19 protein-coding genes and 1 pseudogene are annotated in these 19,864 nt (G+C 59.3%); 14 read left to right on the forward strand and 6 right to left on the reverse strand.

Features of this window, described 5'->3' with window-relative positions:
- Positions 1–13 precede the first annotated feature (13 nt).
- The 8 genes from B5G37_RS06340 to B5G37_RS06375 all read left to right on the forward strand — a co-directional run bounded on the left by B5G37_RS06340 (position 14) and on the right by B5G37_RS06375 (position 9,003).
- Positions 14–958: a hypothetical protein gene (locus B5G37_RS06340; protein WP_087255587.1), complete on the forward strand. Its 945-nt coding sequence runs from the start codon at positions 14–16 to the stop codon at positions 956–958.
- Positions 951–2,930, forward strand: coding sequence for a methionine--tRNA ligase (gene metG / locus B5G37_RS06345; protein WP_087255589.1), 1,980 nt, complete (start codon positions 951–953; stop codon positions 2,928–2,930). The genes B5G37_RS06340 and metG overlap by 8 nt, the downstream gene beginning before the upstream one ends.
- A 14-nt stretch (positions 2,931–2,944) precedes the next feature.
- Complete coding sequence (locus B5G37_RS06350) at positions 2,945–3,718, forward strand: TatD family hydrolase (RefSeq protein WP_087255592.1); 774 nt, start codon at positions 2,945–2,947, stop codon at positions 3,716–3,718.
- Positions 3,719–3,848: 130 nt separating this feature from the next.
- The gene (bilQ, locus tag B5G37_RS06355; RefSeq protein WP_087255651.1) at positions 3,849–4,271 is read left to right on the forward strand and encodes a bilirubin utilization transcriptional regulator BilQ; all 423 of its coding nucleotides are present in this window, start codon (positions 3,849–3,851) and stop codon (positions 4,269–4,271) included.
- Entirely contained in the window at positions 4,264–4,818 is a 555-nt protein-coding gene (locus B5G37_RS06360; protein ID WP_087255593.1) for a hypothetical protein, read from the forward strand. The genes bilQ and B5G37_RS06360 overlap by 8 nt, the downstream gene beginning before the upstream one ends.
- A 485-nt stretch (positions 4,819–5,303) precedes the next feature.
- Positions 5,304–7,100 (forward strand): threonine--tRNA ligase, encoded by a 1,797-nt coding sequence (gene thrS, locus B5G37_RS06365; RefSeq protein WP_087255596.1) that lies wholly within the window; start codon positions 5,304–5,306, stop codon positions 7,098–7,100.
- Positions 7,101–7,103: 3 nt separating this feature from the next.
- Entirely contained in the window at positions 7,104–7,841 is a 738-nt protein-coding gene (gene truA / locus B5G37_RS06370; protein ID WP_087255599.1) for a tRNA pseudouridine(38-40) synthase TruA, read from the forward strand.
- 118 nt (positions 7,842–7,959) lie between these two features.
- Complete coding sequence (locus B5G37_RS06375; RefSeq protein ID WP_204217877.1) at positions 7,960–9,003, forward strand: M15 family metallopeptidase; 1,044 nt, start codon at positions 7,960–7,962, stop codon at positions 9,001–9,003.
- A gap of 89 nt (positions 9,004–9,092) precedes the next feature.
- Here B5G37_RS06375 and B5G37_RS06380 read toward each other — a convergent pair whose 3' ends face one another.
- The 6 genes from B5G37_RS06380 to B5G37_RS06405 form a co-directional block, all read right to left on the reverse strand.
- Positions 9,093–10,028 carry a hypothetical protein gene (locus tag B5G37_RS06380; protein WP_087255603.1) on the reverse strand — a complete coding sequence of 312 codons (936 nt, stop codon included), beginning with the start codon at positions 10,026–10,028 and terminating at the stop codon, positions 9,093–9,095.
- Between the two features lie 106 nt (positions 10,029–10,134).
- Positions 10,135–10,539 (reverse strand): hypothetical protein, encoded by a 405-nt coding sequence (locus B5G37_RS06385; protein WP_087255607.1) that lies wholly within the window; start codon positions 10,537–10,539, stop codon positions 10,135–10,137.
- Positions 10,540–10,550: 11 nt separating this feature from the next.
- Positions 10,551–11,201 (reverse strand): hypothetical protein, encoded by a 651-nt coding sequence (locus B5G37_RS06390; RefSeq protein WP_087255610.1) that lies wholly within the window; start codon positions 11,199–11,201, stop codon positions 10,551–10,553.
- Positions 11,198–11,476, reverse strand: coding sequence for a hypothetical protein (locus B5G37_RS06395; protein ID WP_087255615.1), 279 nt, complete (start codon positions 11,474–11,476; stop codon positions 11,198–11,200). The genes B5G37_RS06390 and B5G37_RS06395 overlap by 4 nt, the downstream gene beginning before the upstream one ends.
- A 126-nt stretch (positions 11,477–11,602) precedes the next feature.
- Complete coding sequence (locus tag B5G37_RS06400; RefSeq protein ID WP_204217879.1) at positions 11,603–12,601, reverse strand: SPFH domain-containing protein; 999 nt, start codon at positions 12,599–12,601, stop codon at positions 11,603–11,605.
- Positions 12,586–13,047 carry an NfeD family protein gene (locus tag B5G37_RS06405; RefSeq protein ID WP_087255618.1) on the reverse strand — a complete coding sequence of 154 codons (462 nt, stop codon included), beginning with the start codon at positions 13,045–13,047 and terminating at the stop codon, positions 12,586–12,588. Before B5G37_RS06405 ends, B5G37_RS06400 begins: the two co-directional genes overlap by 16 nt.
- 183 nt (positions 13,048–13,230) lie before the next feature.
- Between B5G37_RS06405 and B5G37_RS06410 the strand changes: the two genes are divergently transcribed.
- From B5G37_RS06410 to B5G37_RS06435, 6 genes and pseudogenes are all read left to right on the forward strand, one after another.
- Positions 13,231–14,355, forward strand: coding sequence for a class I SAM-dependent RNA methyltransferase (locus B5G37_RS06410; protein ID WP_087255621.1), 1,125 nt, complete (start codon positions 13,231–13,233; stop codon positions 14,353–14,355).
- 13 nt (positions 14,356–14,368) lie between these two features.
- Positions 14,369–15,292: a diacylglycerol kinase family protein gene (locus B5G37_RS06415; protein WP_087255624.1), complete on the forward strand. Its 924-nt coding sequence runs from the start codon at positions 14,369–14,371 to the stop codon at positions 15,290–15,292.
- A gap of 184 nt (positions 15,293–15,476) precedes the next feature.
- Positions 15,477–15,764 (forward strand): co-chaperone GroES, encoded by a 288-nt coding sequence (locus B5G37_RS06420; protein WP_087232017.1) that lies wholly within the window; start codon positions 15,477–15,479, stop codon positions 15,762–15,764.
- A 30-nt stretch (positions 15,765–15,794) separates the two neighbouring features.
- Positions 15,795–17,420, forward strand: coding sequence for a chaperonin GroEL (gene groL / locus B5G37_RS06425; RefSeq protein ID WP_087255627.1), 1,626 nt, complete (start codon positions 15,795–15,797; stop codon positions 17,418–17,420).
- Between the two features lie 791 nt (positions 17,421–18,211).
- The gene (locus B5G37_RS06430) at positions 18,212–19,297 is read left to right on the forward strand and encodes a hypothetical protein (RefSeq protein WP_087255631.1); all 1,086 of its coding nucleotides are present in this window, start codon (positions 18,212–18,214) and stop codon (positions 19,295–19,297) included.
- A gap of 10 nt (positions 19,298–19,307) precedes the next feature.
- Positions 19,308–19,864: pseudogene (locus tag B5G37_RS06435) on the forward strand (hypothetical protein); the annotation flags it as partial.

Genomic DNA, 19,864 nt, shown 5'->3' on the forward strand with positions numbered 1-19,864 from the left:
GGAGAGGAGTAGCATGAACAAGCAACGACCTTACAAAGTCTATTGGCTGGTGTGGACCCTGGTGCTGGCTGCGGTGGCTGCCGCCGTGCGGCTGTGGCAGGAGGCCACCGCCTTTGAAGGGGAGTATGGCTTGCCCATTCCCGGGGCCACCGCCAGCGTGGTGCTGGTGTGCGTACTGGTGATGGCAGTGGCTGTTTTGGCCATGCTGGCTGCCCGTCAGCCTGTGGTCACCCCGCCCCGGGCCAAGGTTCGGGGCCGCCGGTGGGATATGAGCTTTTTTGCCACCGGGGACAGTGTGTTTCTGGCTCTGATGTGCATTTCCGCTTTCTGCGCTCTGGCCTCCGTGCCCATTCTCTTTACCAAAGGGCGGGCTCTGTGGAAGGCCTATCAGGTAGCTCTGGCCATGAAGACCTGGAGGGGCGGAGACAACGGCGTGCTGGGCATGGTCACTGCGGTGTTGGCCCTGCTAGCCTTCTTCGGCTTGCTGCAAATTGGCCGGGAGGGCTTCCGGCCCGGACGGAGAGGAAAGGGCGGCTTCTGGGCGGCCCTGCCCGCCTGTGCGGGCTGCGGCTGGCTGCTGGGTACCTACCGCAACTGCGCTGCCGACCCGGTGCTGTGGGACTATGTGCCTTTGCTTTTGGCGGTAATCGCCGGAATGTTGATGTATATCGACTGGGCGGGTATGTCCTGTGCCGCCGCCCGGCCCCGGCGTATGCTGTGGCTGGCGGGGATGACGGTGGTGTGCTCCTGGGTGGCCCTGGCCTCCCGGCCGGACACCGGAACAACTTTGCTGCTGGTGTCCCAGTGGGTGGCCGCTGTGGCTGCCCTGCATCGCCTGCCCATCAACTTGCAAAACCCGCCCACGGTGGGCTCGGAGGAAAAGCTGAGCGCCCCGACGGGAATGCCCCAAGAGATCGAGATTCCCATGGAGAACAAGGAGGAGGATACCCATGTCTGACAATCGTTTTTATATCACAACCCCCATTTACTACCCCAGCGATAAGCTGCACATCGGTCACACCTACTGCACCGTGGCCACCGACGCCATCGCCCGCTATCAGCGTCTGCGGGGCCGTGAGGTGATGTTCCTCACCGGCACCGACGAGCACGGCCAGAAGATCGAGGACAAGGCCGCTGAGGCTGGCGTGTCCCCCAAGGAGTTCGTGGACAAGATCGTGTGCGGCGACCGGGGCGTGCTGGACCTGTGGAAGCTGATGAACATCTCCAACGACCGCTTCATCCGCACCACCGACGACTACCATGTCTCCGCTATTCAGAAGATTTTTAAGAAGATGTACGAGAACGGGGACATCTACAAGGGTAAGTATGTGGGTAAGTACTGCAAGCCCTGCGAGTCCTTCTGGACCGAGTCCCAGCTGGTGGACGGCAAGTGTCCCGACTGTGGCCGGGAGGTGCAGGACGCCGAGGAGGAGGCCTACTTCTTCCGTCTGTCCAAGTACGCCGACCGCATCCAGGACCTGCTGGAAAACACCGACTTTCTGGAGCCCCGCAGCCGAGTCAACGAGATGGTGAACAACTTCATCAAGCCCGGCCTGGAGGATCTGTGCGTGTCCCGTACCTCCTTCACCTGGGGCGTGCCTGTGGACTTCGACCCCGGCCACGTGGTGTACGTGTGGGTGGACGCTCTGTCCAACTACATCACCGCCCTGGGTTATGACAACGACAAGTACGACGACTTCGACAAGTTCTGGCCCGCCGACGTGCACATCGTGGGCAAGGAGATCGTCCGCTTCCACTCCATCATCTGGCCCGCCATGCTCATGAGCCTGGGACTGCCCCTGCCCAAGAAGGTGTTCGGCCACGGCTGGCTGCTGCTGGACGGCGGCAAGATGTCCAAGTCCAAGGGCAACGTGGTGGACCCCTATATCCTGGCTGAGATGTTCGGCGTGGACGCCCTGCGCTTCTTCCTCATGCGCACCTTCCCCTTCGGCTCCGACGGCAACTTCTCCAACGAGTTGCTGATCCAGACCATCAACACCGATCTGGCCAACGACCTGGGCAACCTGGTCAGCCGCACCACCGCCATGGTGGGTAAGTACTTCGGCGGCCAGCTGCCCGCCGGGTGCAAGACCTGGGCCGAGCCTCAGGAGTTTGACACCCAGCTTATTGGCATGGCTTCCGCTCTGCGGGAGACCTACCAGAAGGACATGGACACCTACGCCCCCCACAAGGCCTTGGAGGAAGTGTTCAAGGTGATCCAGCGGGCCAACAAGTATATCGACGAGAACGCCCCCTGGGCTCTGGCCAAGGACATGGAGCAAAGCGGCGCCCGCCTGGCCCACGTGATGTACAACCTGCTGGAGACCACCCGCATCTGCGGCGTGCTCCTCACCCCCTTCATGCCCGAGAGCATGGACAAGCTGTTTGCCCAGATTGGCGCCTGTGAGGGCTGCTGCACCTGGGAGAGCGCCGGTGTGTGGGGCAGCCTCAGCGACACCGCCACCGTGTCCAAGGGTGAGAACCTGTTCCCCCGTGTGGATGCTGAGAAGGCCCTGGAGGAGCTGGAGCGGGTGGCCGAGGAGGCCAAGAAGGCCGCTCTCCCCGCCCTGGAAGTGGAGCCCCTCAGTGAGGAGCAGGTGGACTTTGACACCTTCTGCAAAAATGACCTGCGTGCCGTGAAGGTTGTGAACTGCGAGAACGTGAAGAAGAGCAACAAGCTGCTGAAATTCACTCTGGACGACGGCACCGGAACCCCCCGGCAGATCCTCTCTGGCATTGCCCAGTACTACAAGCCCGAGGAGCTCATTGGCAAGACCCTGGTGGCCATTGTCAACCTGCCTCCCCGCAAGATGATGGGCCAGGAGAGCCAGGGCATGCTCATTTCCGCCGTGCACACCGAGCGTGGCGAGGAGAAGCTGAACCTGCTGATGGTCAGCGACGCCATCCCCGCCGGGGCTAAGCTGTGCTAAAGAGGGTGTCTACCATGCTCTTTGACACCCACGCCCACTACGACTCCAACCAGTTCAAGGACGACCGCATGGAAGTTCTCGCCGCCCTGCCCCTGGCCGGGGTGGGGCTGGTGGTGAACCCGGGCTGTGATCTGGCCACTTCCCGCACCGCCGTGGAGCTGGCCGAAACCTTCCCCCATGTGTACGCCGCCGTGGGCGTCCACCCCGGGGACTGCGGGGACTGGCAGGACAGCTGGCTGGACGAATTGGAGCAGCTGGCCCGGGAGCACCAGAAGGTGCGGGCCATCGGTGAGATCGGTCTGGACTACTACTGGAAGGACAACCCACCCCGGGACCACCAGAAGCACGTGTTCCACGCCCAGATGGATTTGGCGGAGAAGTTGGGGTTGCCCATCATCGTCCACGACCGGGAGGCCCACGGGGACTGCCTGGAGGCGGTGCAGGCCCACCCCTATATCACAGGGGTGTACCACTGCTATTCCGGAAGCCTGGAGGACGCCAAAACCCTGGTGAAGATGGGGTGGATGCTCTCCTTTACCGGCGTGGTCACCTACAAAAACGCCCGCAAGGCCCTGGAGGTGCTGGAGTGGCTGCCTCTGGATCGGATTATGATCGAGACGGATTCTCCGTATCTCTCTCCTGAGCCGTTCCGTGGCAAGCGCAACGACTCCCGCCATGTCTACCGGGTGGCGGAGACCATCGCCCTGGTGAAAAACCTCACCGTGGCGGAGGTGGTGGAGGCCACCACCGCAAATGGATGCCGTTTCTTTGGCATCCAGCATCCATAAGTGCACAAAACATCCAAGATATGGGAAAATACCCGTATCTTGGATGTTTTTTCTTCAAATAAATACTTGACTTAGTCAAAGAATATAATATACTTGATCTAGTCAAATAAATGGAGGGAACGACGTGGAAATGACGTCCTTTGCAGCCCAAGTGTCCGCACTGCGGCGGCAGTTTGTGGGCTACTGTACCCAGCAGCTGTCCCAGGTAGGAGTGACCTACGGGCAGGTGTATATTTTAATTTGCATTGGAAAGCGGGGGACCTGCTCCCCCAAGGAGATCGGCCAGGTGTTGGGCCTGGATGCGGGGCATTTGAACCGCACCTTGGCCAAGTTGGCGGAAGGGGGCTTTGTGGAGCAGGAGCCGGACCCCAAGGACCGCCGGGCCCGGGTGGTGCGCCTGACCCCCAAGGGAGAAGAAGTCTTTGCTCTGAGCCATGAGGTGTTCCGCCGTTGGGACCAGGAGGTTTTGGCCCCTCTGTCCACCCAGGAGCGGGAGCAGCTCATGAGCTATATGAAAAAACTCAATCGTGAAAGGATGAACCGTGATGAATAACCTGAAAGAAATGGTGGCCCTGCTCATTGGCAACTTTGACAACAAGGCCCAGTTTGAAGAGAAGGAGCGAGCGGGGGAGAACTTCCCCTACGCCCGCCACGTCAACACCGTGTGCAACGATAAAATTACCAACCTGCCGGACGGCTTTGAAGGGCTGTTTGTGGTGGAGGAGAGCTACTACACCGGAAACGGCAGCACCCATGCCGCTCCCCACCTGTTTCTCTTCACCCAGGAGGGGGAGGATGTGAAGCTCACCTCCTACGAGATTCCCCAGGGGTACGACAAGAACACCTTTACCTATGAGCAGTTGGGTGAGGTGGACTACAACCAGCTGAAGGTGTCGGAGAAGTTCACCCCGGCCCTCTACCGCAAGGTGGACGGCGTGTGGGAGGGGGGCAGCGTGAGCATGTTCTCTCCTGTACTGAAATTCAACCTCTTTGAGCGGTTCTCTCCCGAGGTGCTGGAGGTCATTGAGAGCATGGAGGTGGGTGGCAAGCGCACCTTCGGATATGACGAGCCCATTCTCTACAAGCGGGTGGAGGCATAAGGTTCGACCCTTGACAATTTGTCTCCCAAGTGATATAGTGTCCCCATCAAAATGGCGTGGACGGAGAAGAGCCGGAATCAGCAGCTGCCCAGAGAGGGATGTGTTTGGTGCAAGCATCCTGCACGTTGCCTTCGGCGGTACCACTCCCGAGCTGCCCGGGACATGACCGGGACGGGGCCCTCCCGTTACAGAGGACACAAGCGACAAGATGTTATGTGCAAGTACTGCCACCTTTTGGTGTCATGCTCGCACCCTTCGCAACGGCCAACTGCTCCACACTGCGCCGAAAATGCCGCCGGGCTACGCCCAACCTATTTTTCGGTCTGCGTGTGTCGCTGTTGCCCTGCTCTCGGGTGCTCCGCACTTCTTCTTGTAAGCAGGGTGGAACCGTGGAGCATCTTTATGCCTCACCCCTGAACCAATCTCAGGGGTGAGGCTTTTTCTATCCCTTCGCCCCGAACCAATTTGAATAGGAGGGCAATACCATGAGCGAAGAAAAGAATCTGTATACCTTTGAAAATCCCGAGTACCGCAAGACCTATTGGCACACCTGTTCCCATGTTCTGGCCCAGGCCATGAAGCGGCTGCACCCCGAGGTGAAGCTGGCCATTGGTCCCGCCATTGAGAACGGCTTCTACTACGACTTTGACACCCCCCGTCCATTCACCCCCGAGGATCTCACCGAGCTGGAAGGCGAGATGCGCAAGATCTGCAAGGAGAAGGTGAAGCTGGAGCGGTTCGAGCTGCCCCGGGCGGAGGCTCTGGCTCTTATGGAGGAGAAAGAGGAGCCCTACAAGGTGGAACTCATCAACGACCTGCCCGAGGACGAGGTCATCTCCTTCTATAAGCAGGGCGAGTTTGTGGACCTGTGCGCCGGCCCCCACCTGGACTCCACCGGCCGCATCAAGGGCAACGCCATCAAGCTGACCTCCGCCACCGGCGCCTACTGGCGTGGGGACTCCAACCGCAAGATGCTCCAGCGCATCTATGGCGTGGCCTTCCCCAAGAAGGACGAGCTGGACGCCTACCTGGAGCAGCAGGCTGAGGCCCTAAAGCGGGACCACAACAAGCTGGGCCGGGAGCTGGAGTACTTCACCACTGTGGACGTCATTGGCCAGGGCCTGCCTGTGCTGCTGCCCAAGGGCGCCCGGGTGATTCAGCTGCTCCAGCGCTGGATTGAGGACACCGAGCAGAAGCGTGGCTACCTGCTGACCAAGACCCCCCTGATGGCCAAGCGGGATCTGTACAAGATCTCCGGCCACTGGGATCACTACCTGGACGGTATGTTCATTCTGGGCGACCCCTATGATGAGACCAAGGAATGCTTCGCCCTGCGTCCCATGACCTGCCCCTTCCAGTACCAGGTCTACCTCAACCGCCAGCGCTCCTATCGTGAACTGCCCATGCGTCTGGGCGAGACTTCCACCCTGTTCCGCAACGAGGACTCCGGCGAGATGCACGGCCTGATTCGTGTGCGCCAGTTCACCATCTCCGAGGGCCACATCGTGCTGCGCCCCGATCAGTTGGAGGAGGAGTTCCGCAACTGCTTCGAGCTGGCCAACTACTGCATGGAGACTCTGGGCCTGAAAGAGGATTGCACCTTCCGCTTCTCCCAGTGGGATCCCGCCAACCCCAACAACAAGTACGAGGGCACCGCTGAGCAGTGGGAGCACGCGCAGGGCGTCATGAAGACCATTCTGGACGATCTGGGCATCGACTACGAGGTGGGCGTGGACGAGGCTGCCTTCTACGGACCCAAGCTGGACATCCAGTGCAAGAACGTCTTCGGCAAGGAGGACACCCTCATCACCATCCAGATCGACATGCTGCTGGCTGAGAAGTTCGGCATGGAGTATGTGGACGCCGACGGCTCCAAGAAGACCCCCTATATCATCCACCGCACCTCCATGGGCTGCTACGAGCGCACCCTGGCCCTGCTCATTGAGAAGTACGCCGGCGCTCTGCCCACCTGGATGGCTCCCGAGCAGGTGCGTTTCCTCCCCGTCACCGACCGTGCCGCCGACTACTGTGCCAGCCTAGCCCTTCAGCTGGAGAGTAAGGGCTTCCGGGTGGACGTGGACTACCGCAACGAGAAGATCGGCAAGAAGATCCGCGAGGCCCAGATGGACAAGGTGCCCTACATGCTGGTCATCGGCGACCGGGACATGGAGAACGGCACCGTATCTCCCCGTCACCGCGCTGACGGCGATCTGGGCGCTATGTCCTTCGACGAGTTTGTGGCTCTGCTCACCGACGTGGTGGAGTCCAAGGCTAAGAAGTAAGACATGAATTATAAGCTGACGATACAGTACGACGGCACACGCTACGACGGCTGGCAGCGTCAGGGCAACACCGACAACACCCTCCAGGGTCGCCTGGAGGGTGTGTTGTCCCGTATGGTGGGTAGTCCTGTGGAAATCCAAGGGGCGGGCCGCACCGATGCCGGGGTTCACGCCCGTGGCCAGGTGGCCAGCGTCCACTTGCCAGAGGGGTACACCCCTCAGGAGGTGCTAGCCTACCTCAACCGCTATCTTCCCGAGGATGTGGCGGTGGTGGACGTGGTGGAAGTGGGAGAGCGGTTCCATGCCCGCCTGTCCGCGCGGGGCAAGGAGTACCGCTACCATATCCGCATGGGCAGCGTCCCCGACGTATTCGCCCGAAAGTACCAATACCGGGTGGAGGAGCCTCTGGATGTGGAAGCTATGCGGAAGGCGGCGGAGTACCTCACCGGCAAGCACGACTTCCGCTCCTTCTGTGGAAACCGCCGCTTCAAAAAGTCCACGGTGCGGGAAATTTTCCACATCGGGGTCGAGGTGTGTGGAAATGATTTGACCCTCGTCTACCGAGGGGACGGCTTTCTCTACAACATGGTGCGGATTTTGACCGGCACCCTGTTGGAGGTGGGGCTGGGCCAGCGCATCCCCGAGAGCATGGTGGAGGTGCTCCAGGCCCGCGAGCGTACCGCTGCTGGAAAAACCGCTCCTGCCCAGGGCTTAGTGCTGCAAGAAGTATATTATTCTTGAGATTTTATAAAGAATTGCGAAAGTTCCTTTACAACCTGTCATGGAAATTATACACTGATCTCAAAGGAGAACAGCCCCACACATCGTGTGGGGCTGTCTTGGTAAAGGGAGGGTGTGTATGAACAGACGACGCATGGCAGCACGGATGGTATGTGTGGGTATGGCGGTTTTCTTGCTGGCGGGATGTACGGGGAAAGGGGAGGAGCTCCAGGTGCAGACGGGGACACGGCCCACCATCACCCAAGAGGTGGCCCCCGTGCAGCCAGAGCCGCAGGTCTCTCAGGTGCCCCAGGCCAGCCCGTCTCCCACTCCTGCCCCCACACCGGTACCAACGGCACCACTGGCCACCCCCACTCCCACCCAACCGGCACAGGGGGGGACGTCTCCGGGTGGAGAGAAAGGGCAGAGGGGGAACTCCTCCACGGGGGCGGTAAAGCCCACCCCTACGCCGGAGCCGTTGACCCCTAGCGGCAAGCCGTACGGCTATTACAACACGGTGCGGCCCACCTACCTCAAAGGGGTGCTGCTGGTGAACAAACAGTATGCCTTGCCTCGCAGCTATGGCGGCGCCAATGGGGAGGCCAACGCCGCCCTCCGGCAGCTGCAGGCTGGGGCAGAAAACGCCGGGTTCTCCATGCCTTTGCTCAGCGGCTTTCGCTCCTTTGAAACCCAGGACAAGCTGTATCGCAGATATGCCGCCACAGACGGGGTAGCCGCGGCCAATACCTATTCTGCCTGGCCGGGACATTCAGAGCACCAGACAGGTCTGGCCTTTGATGTGGGCAAGATCAGCAACGGATTTGGCAACACGCCCGCAGGAAAGTGGCTGGCAGCTCACGCTCATGAATACGGTTTTATCATCCGCTACCCCAAGGGGAAGGAGAGCATCACCGGGTATCAGTATGAACCGTGGCACATTCGATACCTGGGGGTAAAGACGGCCACGGCGGTGTATGAGAGCGGTTTGTGCCTGGAGGAGTATCTCTTCCGCACTACCCCAGAGGTCACCCCGGCCCCCACAGCAACGCCCCAGCCTACCCCGTCTCCAACGCCCACCCCAGAGCCTACCCCGGTTCCCACGGTGGAGCCTACCCCGGAACCGGAGGTTACCTCCACCCCGGAGTTCAGCCCCCAGCCCACAGAGCGGGGTGGAGAGACATAAATATGAAACTGAGCCCTCAGAGCGATGCTCTGAGGGCTCGCCATTTCTTGCAGACGCAATAACAGGTTGGTCAGGTGTGCCTGGGTCTACTACATGGGCTGTTCCGTAATCTCATACCGGAACAATCTGGTCCAAGTCCCGACCAAAAATTCCGTATCAGACAAGAAGAGACAGTCGGAGAGCCAGGTGATTTTACTGGTGTGATGCAACTCCTCCGTGGAAATATAAAACCGGGTGCTCACATCCCTGCGGTCCAGAATGATGAGATCATGGTGAAAGTCGTTGGGAACGGCCAGATATCGGCTGGACCCCACCACAGAGATGCAGGGGGAACAGCGGAAATGTTTCGGCAAGTCGATCTCCGTGGTGTGACCATCCGGGGAAATAAGATACAAGACACTTCCCCCTAAGATGGGATGTTTACCGAAGAAGGTCATGGCAAGATATCCCCCATCTATGATCCCTGGCCGGGAGATGTTCCGACAGTCGATTTTGCGGTCTACCACCGAACAGCTGTGTATCGTACCCTGTGGGTCCATCACCACATAGGAGGGGAAGTCCCAGTTTTTTTTCCTATCATGGATCAGGAAGTGGAGCAGACCATCTGCCACCCCGGCGAAATACAGGAATTTATCTGGACAGGTATAGATGGGGGTAAACTGTCCCGTGGAAAGGGAGTACCGACACACGCCCTCATCGTATCCCAAGACGACGCTGTCCGGCCCACAGCGGAAGATGGGCCGTTCCCTCCACAGGTGATCCGGCCAATGGCCCAGCGAGTGGAGGGTGTTGTCCCGCCAGTGGAACAAGCCCCCGGTGGTATTGAGGATCAGCAGGGAGCCGTCGTGTAGATAGGCCATGGAGCTGGGGTCGCGCACATAAATGGTTTTCTCCAGAGCCAGGGCGGGAAGAGAGAATATGCGAATACACCGATCCCCTGACACGGCTAGAAATTTGCCATCGGGGGAGGGCACCAGATCGTATGCCGGATACTTGTAGATACGTTTCAACTGTAATTGCTGCATATCATTGTCCTCCCGAAATTCAGGTGTGCATGGGATGAATGGCGGCGGCCCAAAGGGATTTGAAGGCCGTCTTTGTCCGGTTGGAGTTGTAGCAATGGTGCACCTCCTATCCGGTAACCTTGTCCGATTCGGAAATGGGATAATGAAGTCCATCCATACACACCTCTTGGGCGTGGAGCAGCAGCGCAGAATCCCAAATTTCCACCGCAATGTTGTATTCCAGGGGGTACTGCTGGAGCCATGGGTCTGTGGAGGTGGCGGTGGTGGTTCGGACCAGGACCGAGGTCAATTCGTAATAGTCACAGGCCTGAAAATCAAAGGTGCTGTTGCCCTTCATCTTTTCCACCCACATACATGAGGTGCAGCCCGTAAAGGTGAGGTTGTGGATGGTGGTGTTGCCGTAGTCGGTGCATTCCAAATCAAATTCTACCTTTTTGTTGAGTAAATCCACATGGAAGCGGCGAATCACGGAACCATAGATATCATTTAGAGCGGTGTTGAGATCGGTCATGTCAGACCTCCTTATGTGTTTGAGCGTTTCCCGCTGATTTCCCGCAAACGCTCCAGATTCCGGCGGAGCACCTTCCGGTTATAGATGCCGATATACCCGCACACCAGCACCAGGGCCAGGGCCACCACGGCGCAGATGGCTGCGGCCATGGTGTTGTTCTGAGTCATGGCTCCGTAAAAGAGTGCACCAAACAGCACCAAGGCCCACAGGAGTACCCCAAACACACGGCACATATGGAAGAAATACGCCTGATGGAGCACTTGGGGAAGGGGCTCACAGGTGGACTGCTCCAGGGATACCCCGTCCCCCGAGATTTCCAGCTTGGGAGGGTATAGCTTCTGGGAAGACTTGGTGACCTGTACGGTGCAGGTGGCATCTTTGGAGGGGCGGAGTACAGCACTCAGGTGGTATGGCACTACGTCGTCCCATTGGTTATCACCGAAATGCAAAGCGGCCTGCAAGGGGGCGGTAATCACAATGCCTAGGGCAGCCAAGGCCTTCCATTTACGGGGTAAGGGCGGGTCTTGGGTCAGGGTAATGGTCTCACCCTCTACCACGTCCACTTCCACCGGGGTGTCCGAGGACAAATCCATCTGGGTTCCATGGTGGATAAAGTACAGGTTCAATTCTTCGGGGAGAATTCCATGCAGGCGTACGTTCATACGTCCTTTCCTCCTTGTTTTTGTTTCCACAAAATATGTTCCGCCCAAATCCAGACAAAACTGGAGAGATAGGGGACACCCTGATACAAAAGCAGGGACAGGTCTTTCAGCTGCACCCAAAAGAACACGCTGACCGGGAGGTAGAGGGCCACGCAACAGGCAGCAACTTTGGGGGGCTGCTGAAATCGTTTTAACATCAGAAAAGTTACGATAAGGGGGATGGCAGCAATCCAAAACCGGATAGCCCCTTCCACGAGGTAAACAATCAAGTCCATACTGACTCCTTCCGCCTTACGGCTGACAGCTCTCTTTGTACAAGAAGGTCTGGAAAAAAGTGCAATGCTCCTGGAATCGCTGGGATTCCAGGAGTATTGGGATGTATGAATGCGGAAGTCCTGGGCTCAGGGCTTGGTGACAGGGGGCTTCTGAGCGGGGGCAGTGGCGGGATTGGGGGTGACGGAGTCGAACACCGTCTTGGCAGAGGCGCACAGGCCGGCCAGACCCTGAATCTCGCTGGGAATGATAATCTTGGTGGCCCGACCGTCGGCGGCCTTCTGGAAAGCCTCCAGAGCCTTGAGCTGGAGCACTTCGGTGTTGGGGGCGGCCTCGTTCAAGAGCTTCAAGGCGTCGGCGGTGGCCTGCTGCACCTTCAAAATGGCCTCACTCTCGGCCTCAGCGGCCAGGATGCGGGCGGTCTTTTCAGCCTCAGCCTGCATGATCTTGGCCTGCTTGGCGGCGTCAGCCCGGAGAATGGCGGACTGCTTCTCGCCCTCAGCCACCAGAATCTGAGACTGCTTCTGGCCTTCGGCCTGGAGGATGGCTTCCCGGCGTTCCCGCTCGGCGCGCATCTGCTTCTCCATGGACTCCTGAATGTCCCGGGGAGGCATAATGTTCTTCAGCTCCACGCGGTTGACCTTGATGCCCCAGGGATCGGTGGCCTCGTCCAGAATGGCCCGCATCTGGGTGTTGATGTGGTCACGGCTGGTGAGAGACTGGTCCAGTTCCAGGTCGCCGATGATGTTACGCAGGGTGGTGGCGGTGAGATTCTCGATGGCGCTCAGGGGCTGCTCCACACCGTAGGTATACAGCTTGGGGTCGGTGATTTGGAAGTACAGAACGGTGTCGATCTGCATGGTGACATTGTCCTTGGTGATCACGGGCTGGGGCGCGAAATCCACCACCTGCTCCTTCAGGGACACCACTTTGGCAATGCGCTCAATGAAGGGGATCTTGAAGTGAAGACCCACACTCCAGGTGGCTCGGAACGCGCCCAGACGCTCCACCACCATGGCCTTGGACTGAGGTACCACCTTGACGTTGGCGGCGATGATCAGCAAGACCAGAATGATGATCACCACAGGGATGATCAAACCGAACAGACTACTTACTTCGAGTGGCATACAACTTCCTCCTTTATCTCTTCTACCATAACTTTGACGCCTTCTATGCGCAACACCCGTACCATGGTCCCGGCGGGAATGAGGGTGTCGTGCTCACTACGAGCGGTCCAGGGAATGCCGCCGATGGTCACAGCGCCCACGCCCCGGATGTTGTCGATGTCCTGGGTGACCCGGGCCTCCTGTCCGATGACACGGTCGGCGTTGGTGGCCTCTACCTTGCTGTTGAGATACTTTTTCGCCAGAGGACGCAGGGCCACCAGACACACCACAGACAACACAATGAAAATACCAATTTGCAGCCAAATGCTGCCGCCCAGTAGGGCGCAGACCAGCGCGCCCAGGGAGCCAATGGCAAACCACACGGAAGTCAGACCCACGGTGGCGGCTTCCGCAGCGGCAAAGATGAGCAGCAATGCCAGCCAGACGATTTGATAGACAAGATCCATGATGGAAACCTCCTTTGGGGGTAGTATAGCATAGCACCCCCTGGTGATACCACTACAATTTGTAACCTTTACGGCTTTTATCAAAAAATTATTGTCCTTGTCATGAGGAGGAAAATTGGGTATAATAAAAAAGATTATGGCTATTTTATGTCAACAGGGGAACCACCCCGGAGAGGACGGAATATGGACGGGAAACTGCAATTTGTCATCCCCACCCTGCTGGGTGTGGAGAGCTTGGTGAGCTACGAGGTAAAGAAACTGGGCCTTAGCGATGTGCGAGCAGAAAACGGTCGAGTTTTGTGCGTGGGCACCAAAAAAGACATTCCCCGGCTGAATTTGAATCTGCGCACCGGCGCCCGTGTGCTCATTTTACTGGGTGAGTTTATGGCGCCCACTTTTGAGGCTCTGTTTGAGGGGACCCGGGCCTTGCCCTGGGAGGAGTTTATCCCTCGGGAGGGCAAATTCCCTGTGAAGGGCTATTCCATCAACTCCGCCCTCCACGCCGTGCCCACCTGCCAGGCCATGGTGAAAAAGGCCATTGCCAAGCGGCTGGGGAAGGTGTATGGGCTGGAGACTCTGCCTGAGACCGGGGCACTGTATCAGGTACAGTTTGCCCTGTTTAAGGATCGGGCTTCTCTGATGCTGGACACCTCCGGAGAGGGGCTGTACAAGCGGGGCTATCGGGCTCAGGGTGTGGCAGCTCCCTTGAAGGAGACCTTGGCCGCTGCCATGGTAGCCCTGTCCCGATACAAGGGACGAGACCCTTTTTGTGACCCCTTCTGCGGCTCGGGAACCATTGCCATCGAGGCCGCCCTTATCGCCGAGAACCGGGCTCCTGGCCTGAACCGCTCTTTCTCCGCCCAGAAGTGGGCGCAGCTGCCCTCGGGGCTGTGGCTGGATGCCGCCGACGAGGCCATAGACGGGGAGTTTGACGGACATTACGAGATCTGGGGCGGAGACATCGACCCCAAAGCGGTGGAGCTGGCCCGACACAATGCCCAGCTGGCTGAGGTGGACGATGTGGTGTCCTTTGAAGTGGCGGACGCCACCCGGTTCCACTTCGGCGGCCTGCGAGGGAGGGTGGTCACCAACCCGCCCTACGGCGAGCGCCTGATGGAAAAGCGGGAGGCCGAGGAGCTGTACCGGGCCTTTGGTCGGGCCATGGACAAGTTCCCCGACGGCTGGCAGGTGTCCATTTTGTCCTCTCACACCGAGTTTGAGCGCACCTATGGCAAAAAGGCGGATAAAAAACGGAAGCTGTACAACGGCATGTTGAAATGCGACCTGTTCCAGTACGGCGTGAAATGACGGAGAGAGGGATATGAAACATTTATTTATCGTAAACCCTGCGGCGGGAAAGGCGGGGAACGAGGGGGCGCTGCTGGAGCAGATCGACCGGCTGGACCTGGACAGCGTGGTGGTGCACACCCAGCGCCAGGAGGAGGCCTGTGAGATCGCCCGGGCTGCCGCCCAGAGTGGGGAGCCCCTACGCATCTACGCCTGTGGCGGAGATGGCACCTTAAATGAAGTCATCAACGGGGTGGCGGGTCTGGACCATGTGGCGGTGACCAACGTGCCCCTGGGCACCGGCAACGACTTTTTGAAAATCTTTGGTCCGGAGAATAAGGACAAGTTCTCCCAGCTGGAGCAACTCAGCCAGGGGCCCCAGGTGGCCATGGACCTGATGGAGTGCAACGGCAAGCTGGGCCTGGATATCTTCTGTGCCGGCGTGGATGCCCGCATTGCCGCCGATGTACATAAGTACCGCCGCCTGCCTCTGGTGCGGGGCATTGGGGCCTACATCCTCTCTCTCATCGCCAATGTGCTGTGGAAGGGCATCAGCCGCCCCACCCGAGTGGAGGCGGAGGAGTACGCCTACGAGGGAGAGACTGCCATTGTATGCGTGTGCAATGGCCGCTATTACGGCGGCGGCTTTATGCCCGTGGGGGACAACCTCCCCGACGACGGCAAGCTGGAGATGTTGGTGGTGCCCAAGGTCAGCCGCCGGACCTTCTTCCGCCTGGTGGGGGAGTACGCCAAGGGCCGCTATCGCCAGCACCCTGACCTCATCACCGCCGTGGAGGGCACCGAGTTTACCATCACCGCGCCCCAGCCCTTGGTGGCGGTGGTGGACGGGGAGATGCTGGAACAGAAGCGTTACCACATCCGCCTCTCGGAGAAAAAGGTGAATTTCTTCTATCCCCAGGGCCTCAGCTACCAGCCCCGGGTGGAGGAGTCGAATTAGCACTCCCCCTGTCGCCTTGTGAACAAAAGATGAATTTTTTTCACTCAACCTCTATTTCTCAAAAATAGGGGTTGATTTTTTGGAGTGAAACGGTTATTATCTTATCTAGAGTTAGCACTCGGATAAAATGAGTGCTAACCCATGAAACCGTAAACCATTGGATTGATATAAGGAGGAACCAATTATGACTCTGAAACCTCTGGCAGATCGCGTGATCTTGAAGGCCATGGAGGCCCAGGAAACCACCAAGGGCGGCATCATTCTCACCGCCAGCGCCAAGGAGAAGCCCGAGATGGCCGAAGTCGTGGCCGTTGGCCCCGGCGGCGTGGTGGACGGCAAAGAAGTCGTCATGACCGTAAAGGTGGGCGACAAGGTGCTCACCAGCAAGTACTCCGGCACTGAGGTCAAAGTGGACGGCGAGGAGTACAACATCGTGCGTCAGAACGACATTCTGGCCATTGTCGAGGACTAATTGAGTTTTTCTTACGGAGGTAATTGAATTATGGCTAAGATTATTTGCTACGGCGAGGAAGCCCGTCACGCTCTGGAGCGCGGCGTCAACCAGCTGGCTGATACGGTCAAGATCACCATGGGTCCCAAGGGCCGCAACGTGGTGCTGGATAAGAAGTTTGGCACTCCCCTGATCACCAACGACGGCGTGAGCATCGCCAAGGAGATCGAGCTGGACGATCCCTTTGAGAACATGGGCGCCCAGATCGTCAAGGAGGTTTCCACCAAGACCAACGACGTGGCTGGCGACGGTACCACCACCGCCACCCTGCTGGCTCAGGCCATCATCCGTGAGGGTCTGAAGAACCTGGCTGCCGGCGCCAACCCCATGGTCATGAAGAAGGGCATTGCCAAGGCCACTGCCGCTGCCATTGAGGAGATCAAGCGCAACTCCAAGCCCGTCTCTGGCACCTCTGACATCGCCCGTGTTGGCGCCATCTCTTCTGGCGACGACACCATCGGCACCCTGATTGCCGAGGCCATGGAGAAGGTCTCCCACGACGGCGTCATCACCGTGGAGGAGTCCAAGACCGCCGAGACCTACTCCGAGGTGGTAGAGGGCATGCAGCTGGACCGCGGCTACATCACCCCCTACATGGTCACCGATACCGAGAAGATGGAGGCCGTTCTGGACGACCCCTATATCCTCATCACCGATAAGAAGATTTCCTCCATCCAGGAGCTGCTGCCCCTGCTGGAGCAGGTGGTGCAGAGCGGCAAGAAGCTGCTGATCATCGCTGAGGACGTGGAGGGCGACGCCCTGTCCACCCTGCTGGTCAACAAGCTGCGCGGCACCCTGAATGTCTGCTGCATCAAGGCCCCCGGCTTCGGCGATCGCCGCAAGGAGATGCTGGAGGATATCGCCATCCTCACCGGCGGCACTGTGGTGTCCACCGACATGGGCATGGACCTGAAGGAAGCCAACCTCACCATGCTGGGCACTGCCCGTCAGGTGAAGGTGTCCAAGGAGAACACCATCATTGTGGACGGCGCCGGTTCCACCGAGACCATCGCCGCTCGTGTGTCCCAGATCCGTCACATGATCGAGAACACCACCTCCGAGTATGACAAGGAGAAGCTCCAGGAGCGTCTGGCCAAGCTGGCTGGCGGTGTTGCCATCATCCGCGTGGGTGCTGCCACCGAGACCGAGATGAAGGAGAAGAAGCTGCGCATTGAGGACGCCCTCAACGCCACCCGTGCCGCCGTGGAGGAAGGCATCGTGGCTGGCGGCGGTACCGCCTACGTCAACGCCATCTCCGCTGTGGAGGCTCTGCTGAACACCGTGGAGGGCGACGAGAAGACCGGTGTGAAGATCATTGCCAAGGCTCTGGCTGAGCCCATGAAGCAGATCGCCACCAACGCCGGCATCGACGGCTCCGTGGTGCTGGAGAAGGTGAAGACCGCCGGTCAGGTGGGCTACGGCTTCGATGCCTACAAGGAGGAGTACTGCGACATGATCACCAGCGGCATCGTGGATCCTACCAAGGTGACCCGTTCCGCTCTGGAGAACGCCGCTTCCGTCTCCGCCACCCTGCTGACCACCGAGGCTCTGGTGGCCGACAAGCCCGAGCCTCCCGCTCCCGCTGCTCCCGCTCCTGACATGGGCGGCATGTACTGATAGATGCCGAAAACCCTTGAAATGACTGGATTCCAGCGTAGAGAAAAGCGGATTTACGCCAAACTTACGCCACAAAAAAACCGTATTAGAGCGAAATTTTACGCCAAACTTACGCCACGAATGAAGCGCATGATAGGGTAACTAATACCCGGTACTCACATCTGTTTGAGTACCGGGTATTTTTATTATTTCAGGAACAAAAATACAACCTATTTTATAGGGCGATGCCAATTTTCTCTGTTTTCCCTCCGGCGTGTCCCATCCCGACGGCGTATAGAGTGGGGAGCGCGGCGGATGGCATACAATGCTCGGAACAGACTCATCCATCCGCCGCACCACCTTTCAAAACCGGATTCCATTTTTCGGCGTGTCGGGTAAGCGCTTCCCGTAGAATATGGAATTGGGCGGAGGCTTGAGGTACAGCTCAAATACTCCTGGGTCTCAGCCCCTTCTCTCATGAAACTCACCCCCGAGGGTTTTCCACCTTCGGGGGATTTCCATATCCGGCGCGATCCCGGTCCGTCCTCCGTTTCCTGTGGTATCCTTTTTGTCAGGCGATGGTTGGATGCGTATTCGTAATACCTCCAAATGTTGTCTGTTATCACACAGCCCAATCACTGCCTTCAGCCCCGGTCTTCGGATCGGGGCCTTTTTTCGTTTCCCCGTTGGCAGCAGTCGTATCCCGCGTCGTGTAGAGAATGAGGCTGCCGGGAAAGGAGGTGCCACGGGTAAGATGGAAGGGATACGGCAACCCAATACGCCCGCCCCGGCGGGAGAAAGGAAGGAACAACATGGCACAGGATATGGGCGACGATATAGGAGAGCGGATTTTCCGGCTTCTTGGCCGCGCAGTCGGCTATGGAATGCGCCGTTTCCTCGCGGACTACCAGAGAAATGCGGAGCAATGGACCCGGCAGCGGTTCCTCGAAAACGGCATGGACCCGACCCAAGCACAGGCCCAAGCGCAGGCCGCAGCCGCCCGCGAGGCGGTGTGCGTGCCGTTCGGCGGCGCACAGGACGCGGCCCTGTTCGCACAGATGTGCCGTCAGGACGGCGTGTACGCCATGCCGCTCACGGACCCGCAGGGCAACGGCTTCCTCCAGTTCGCCGTGGCCGACCTTGACCGAATGCAGTCCACCATTTCCCGGTTCGCGCAGGAGGTGGCCCGGCAGCATGAGCAGTGGATAGGCGAAACGCTCCGCCAGCCGGTCAGCCCGGAGAAGCTGCCGCGGCTAAGGGAAATCCCCATCACGGATCGTCCCCGCACCGCGCCGGAGCAGGCTCCCGCGCAGGAGCGTGCCGCACAGACGCAAACGCAGCAGGCTCCCAACCGCACGCAGGCCATCGCGGACAAGGTGCGGGACGCCCGCGACAATTGCACCGGCTTCAGTGACTTCCGCCAGCGGCTCGCCGAACAGGGTATCGGTGTCACCACCACCATGACGGGAGAACTTATGTTCTATGAGGCCCGCATGGGTGCGGACGGACAGCTTTTGCCCTTCGAGCACCGGCAGGACTGGTCCGTTGGAGCCGATACGCTTCAGAAAAACTACGGCGTGGACGCCCGGCAGGACTGGTTCAACCGCAACCGGCCCACGGTGGCGGACGGTTCTCTGGATCAGCGCGGGGAGACCCCGGACCTGAATCAGGGGATCCGCTCCCACGACGGCATGGACACGGACACGCGGACCATGCGTATCGAGCGTGAGCAGAACGGCACGGATGTGCCGCCGTCCAAGGTGCGTGAGGAGAAGGCGTACAGCCTCGACTCGGAGGCCAGAGAGGCCCGTGACGCCAGCAGGCAGCTCGCCAAGGAGAGCGGTCAGACGCAGGAGCGCGTCACCGACATCTCGGACAAGCTCAATCCGGTCCGGTAGGAGGCGGCGCATGGCAAAGCACAGCGGCAACCCGGAGGTCAGCCGGAAGATGGGCGTCTCGGCGCTGGTCACTTTCCTGCTGTCCGTCCTCGGCTTCTACCTCGGCGACCGGTACGGGGAGGCCATCGCCTCCCAGCCGGGCCAGTTCTTCGACCACTGGGGCGACGCCTTCACCGGCATGTGGCCCCTCATCCTTGACCGGCCCCTGCATCTCGACCTGTCGGCCACATCCCTGCTCATCGGCCTCGGCATGTTCTGCGTGGTGTGGCTGGTGTGGCTGCGGTTTGTGGCCTTCATGGGCAACTACCGTGCGGGCGAGGAGAGCGGTTCGGCACGCTGGGGCACCCTCAAGGAGGGCAAGGCGTTCAAGGACCAGACCAACGAGGACAACAACCTGATCTTCACACAGAACTACGGACTCGCCCTCCACCGGCCCAAATACAACCCCGAGCTGGACCGGAACCTGAACGTGCTGGTCATCGGCGGCTCCGGCTCCGGCAAGACGTTCAACTACGTCACCCCCAACATCATGCAACTGAACGCCAACTACTTCATCACCGACCCCAA

Origin of the sequence: Pseudoflavonifractor sp. An85 (genome assembly GCF_002161235.1) — a bacterium.
Classification (GTDB): domain Bacteria; phylum Bacillota; class Clostridia; order Oscillospirales; family Oscillospiraceae; genus Enterenecus.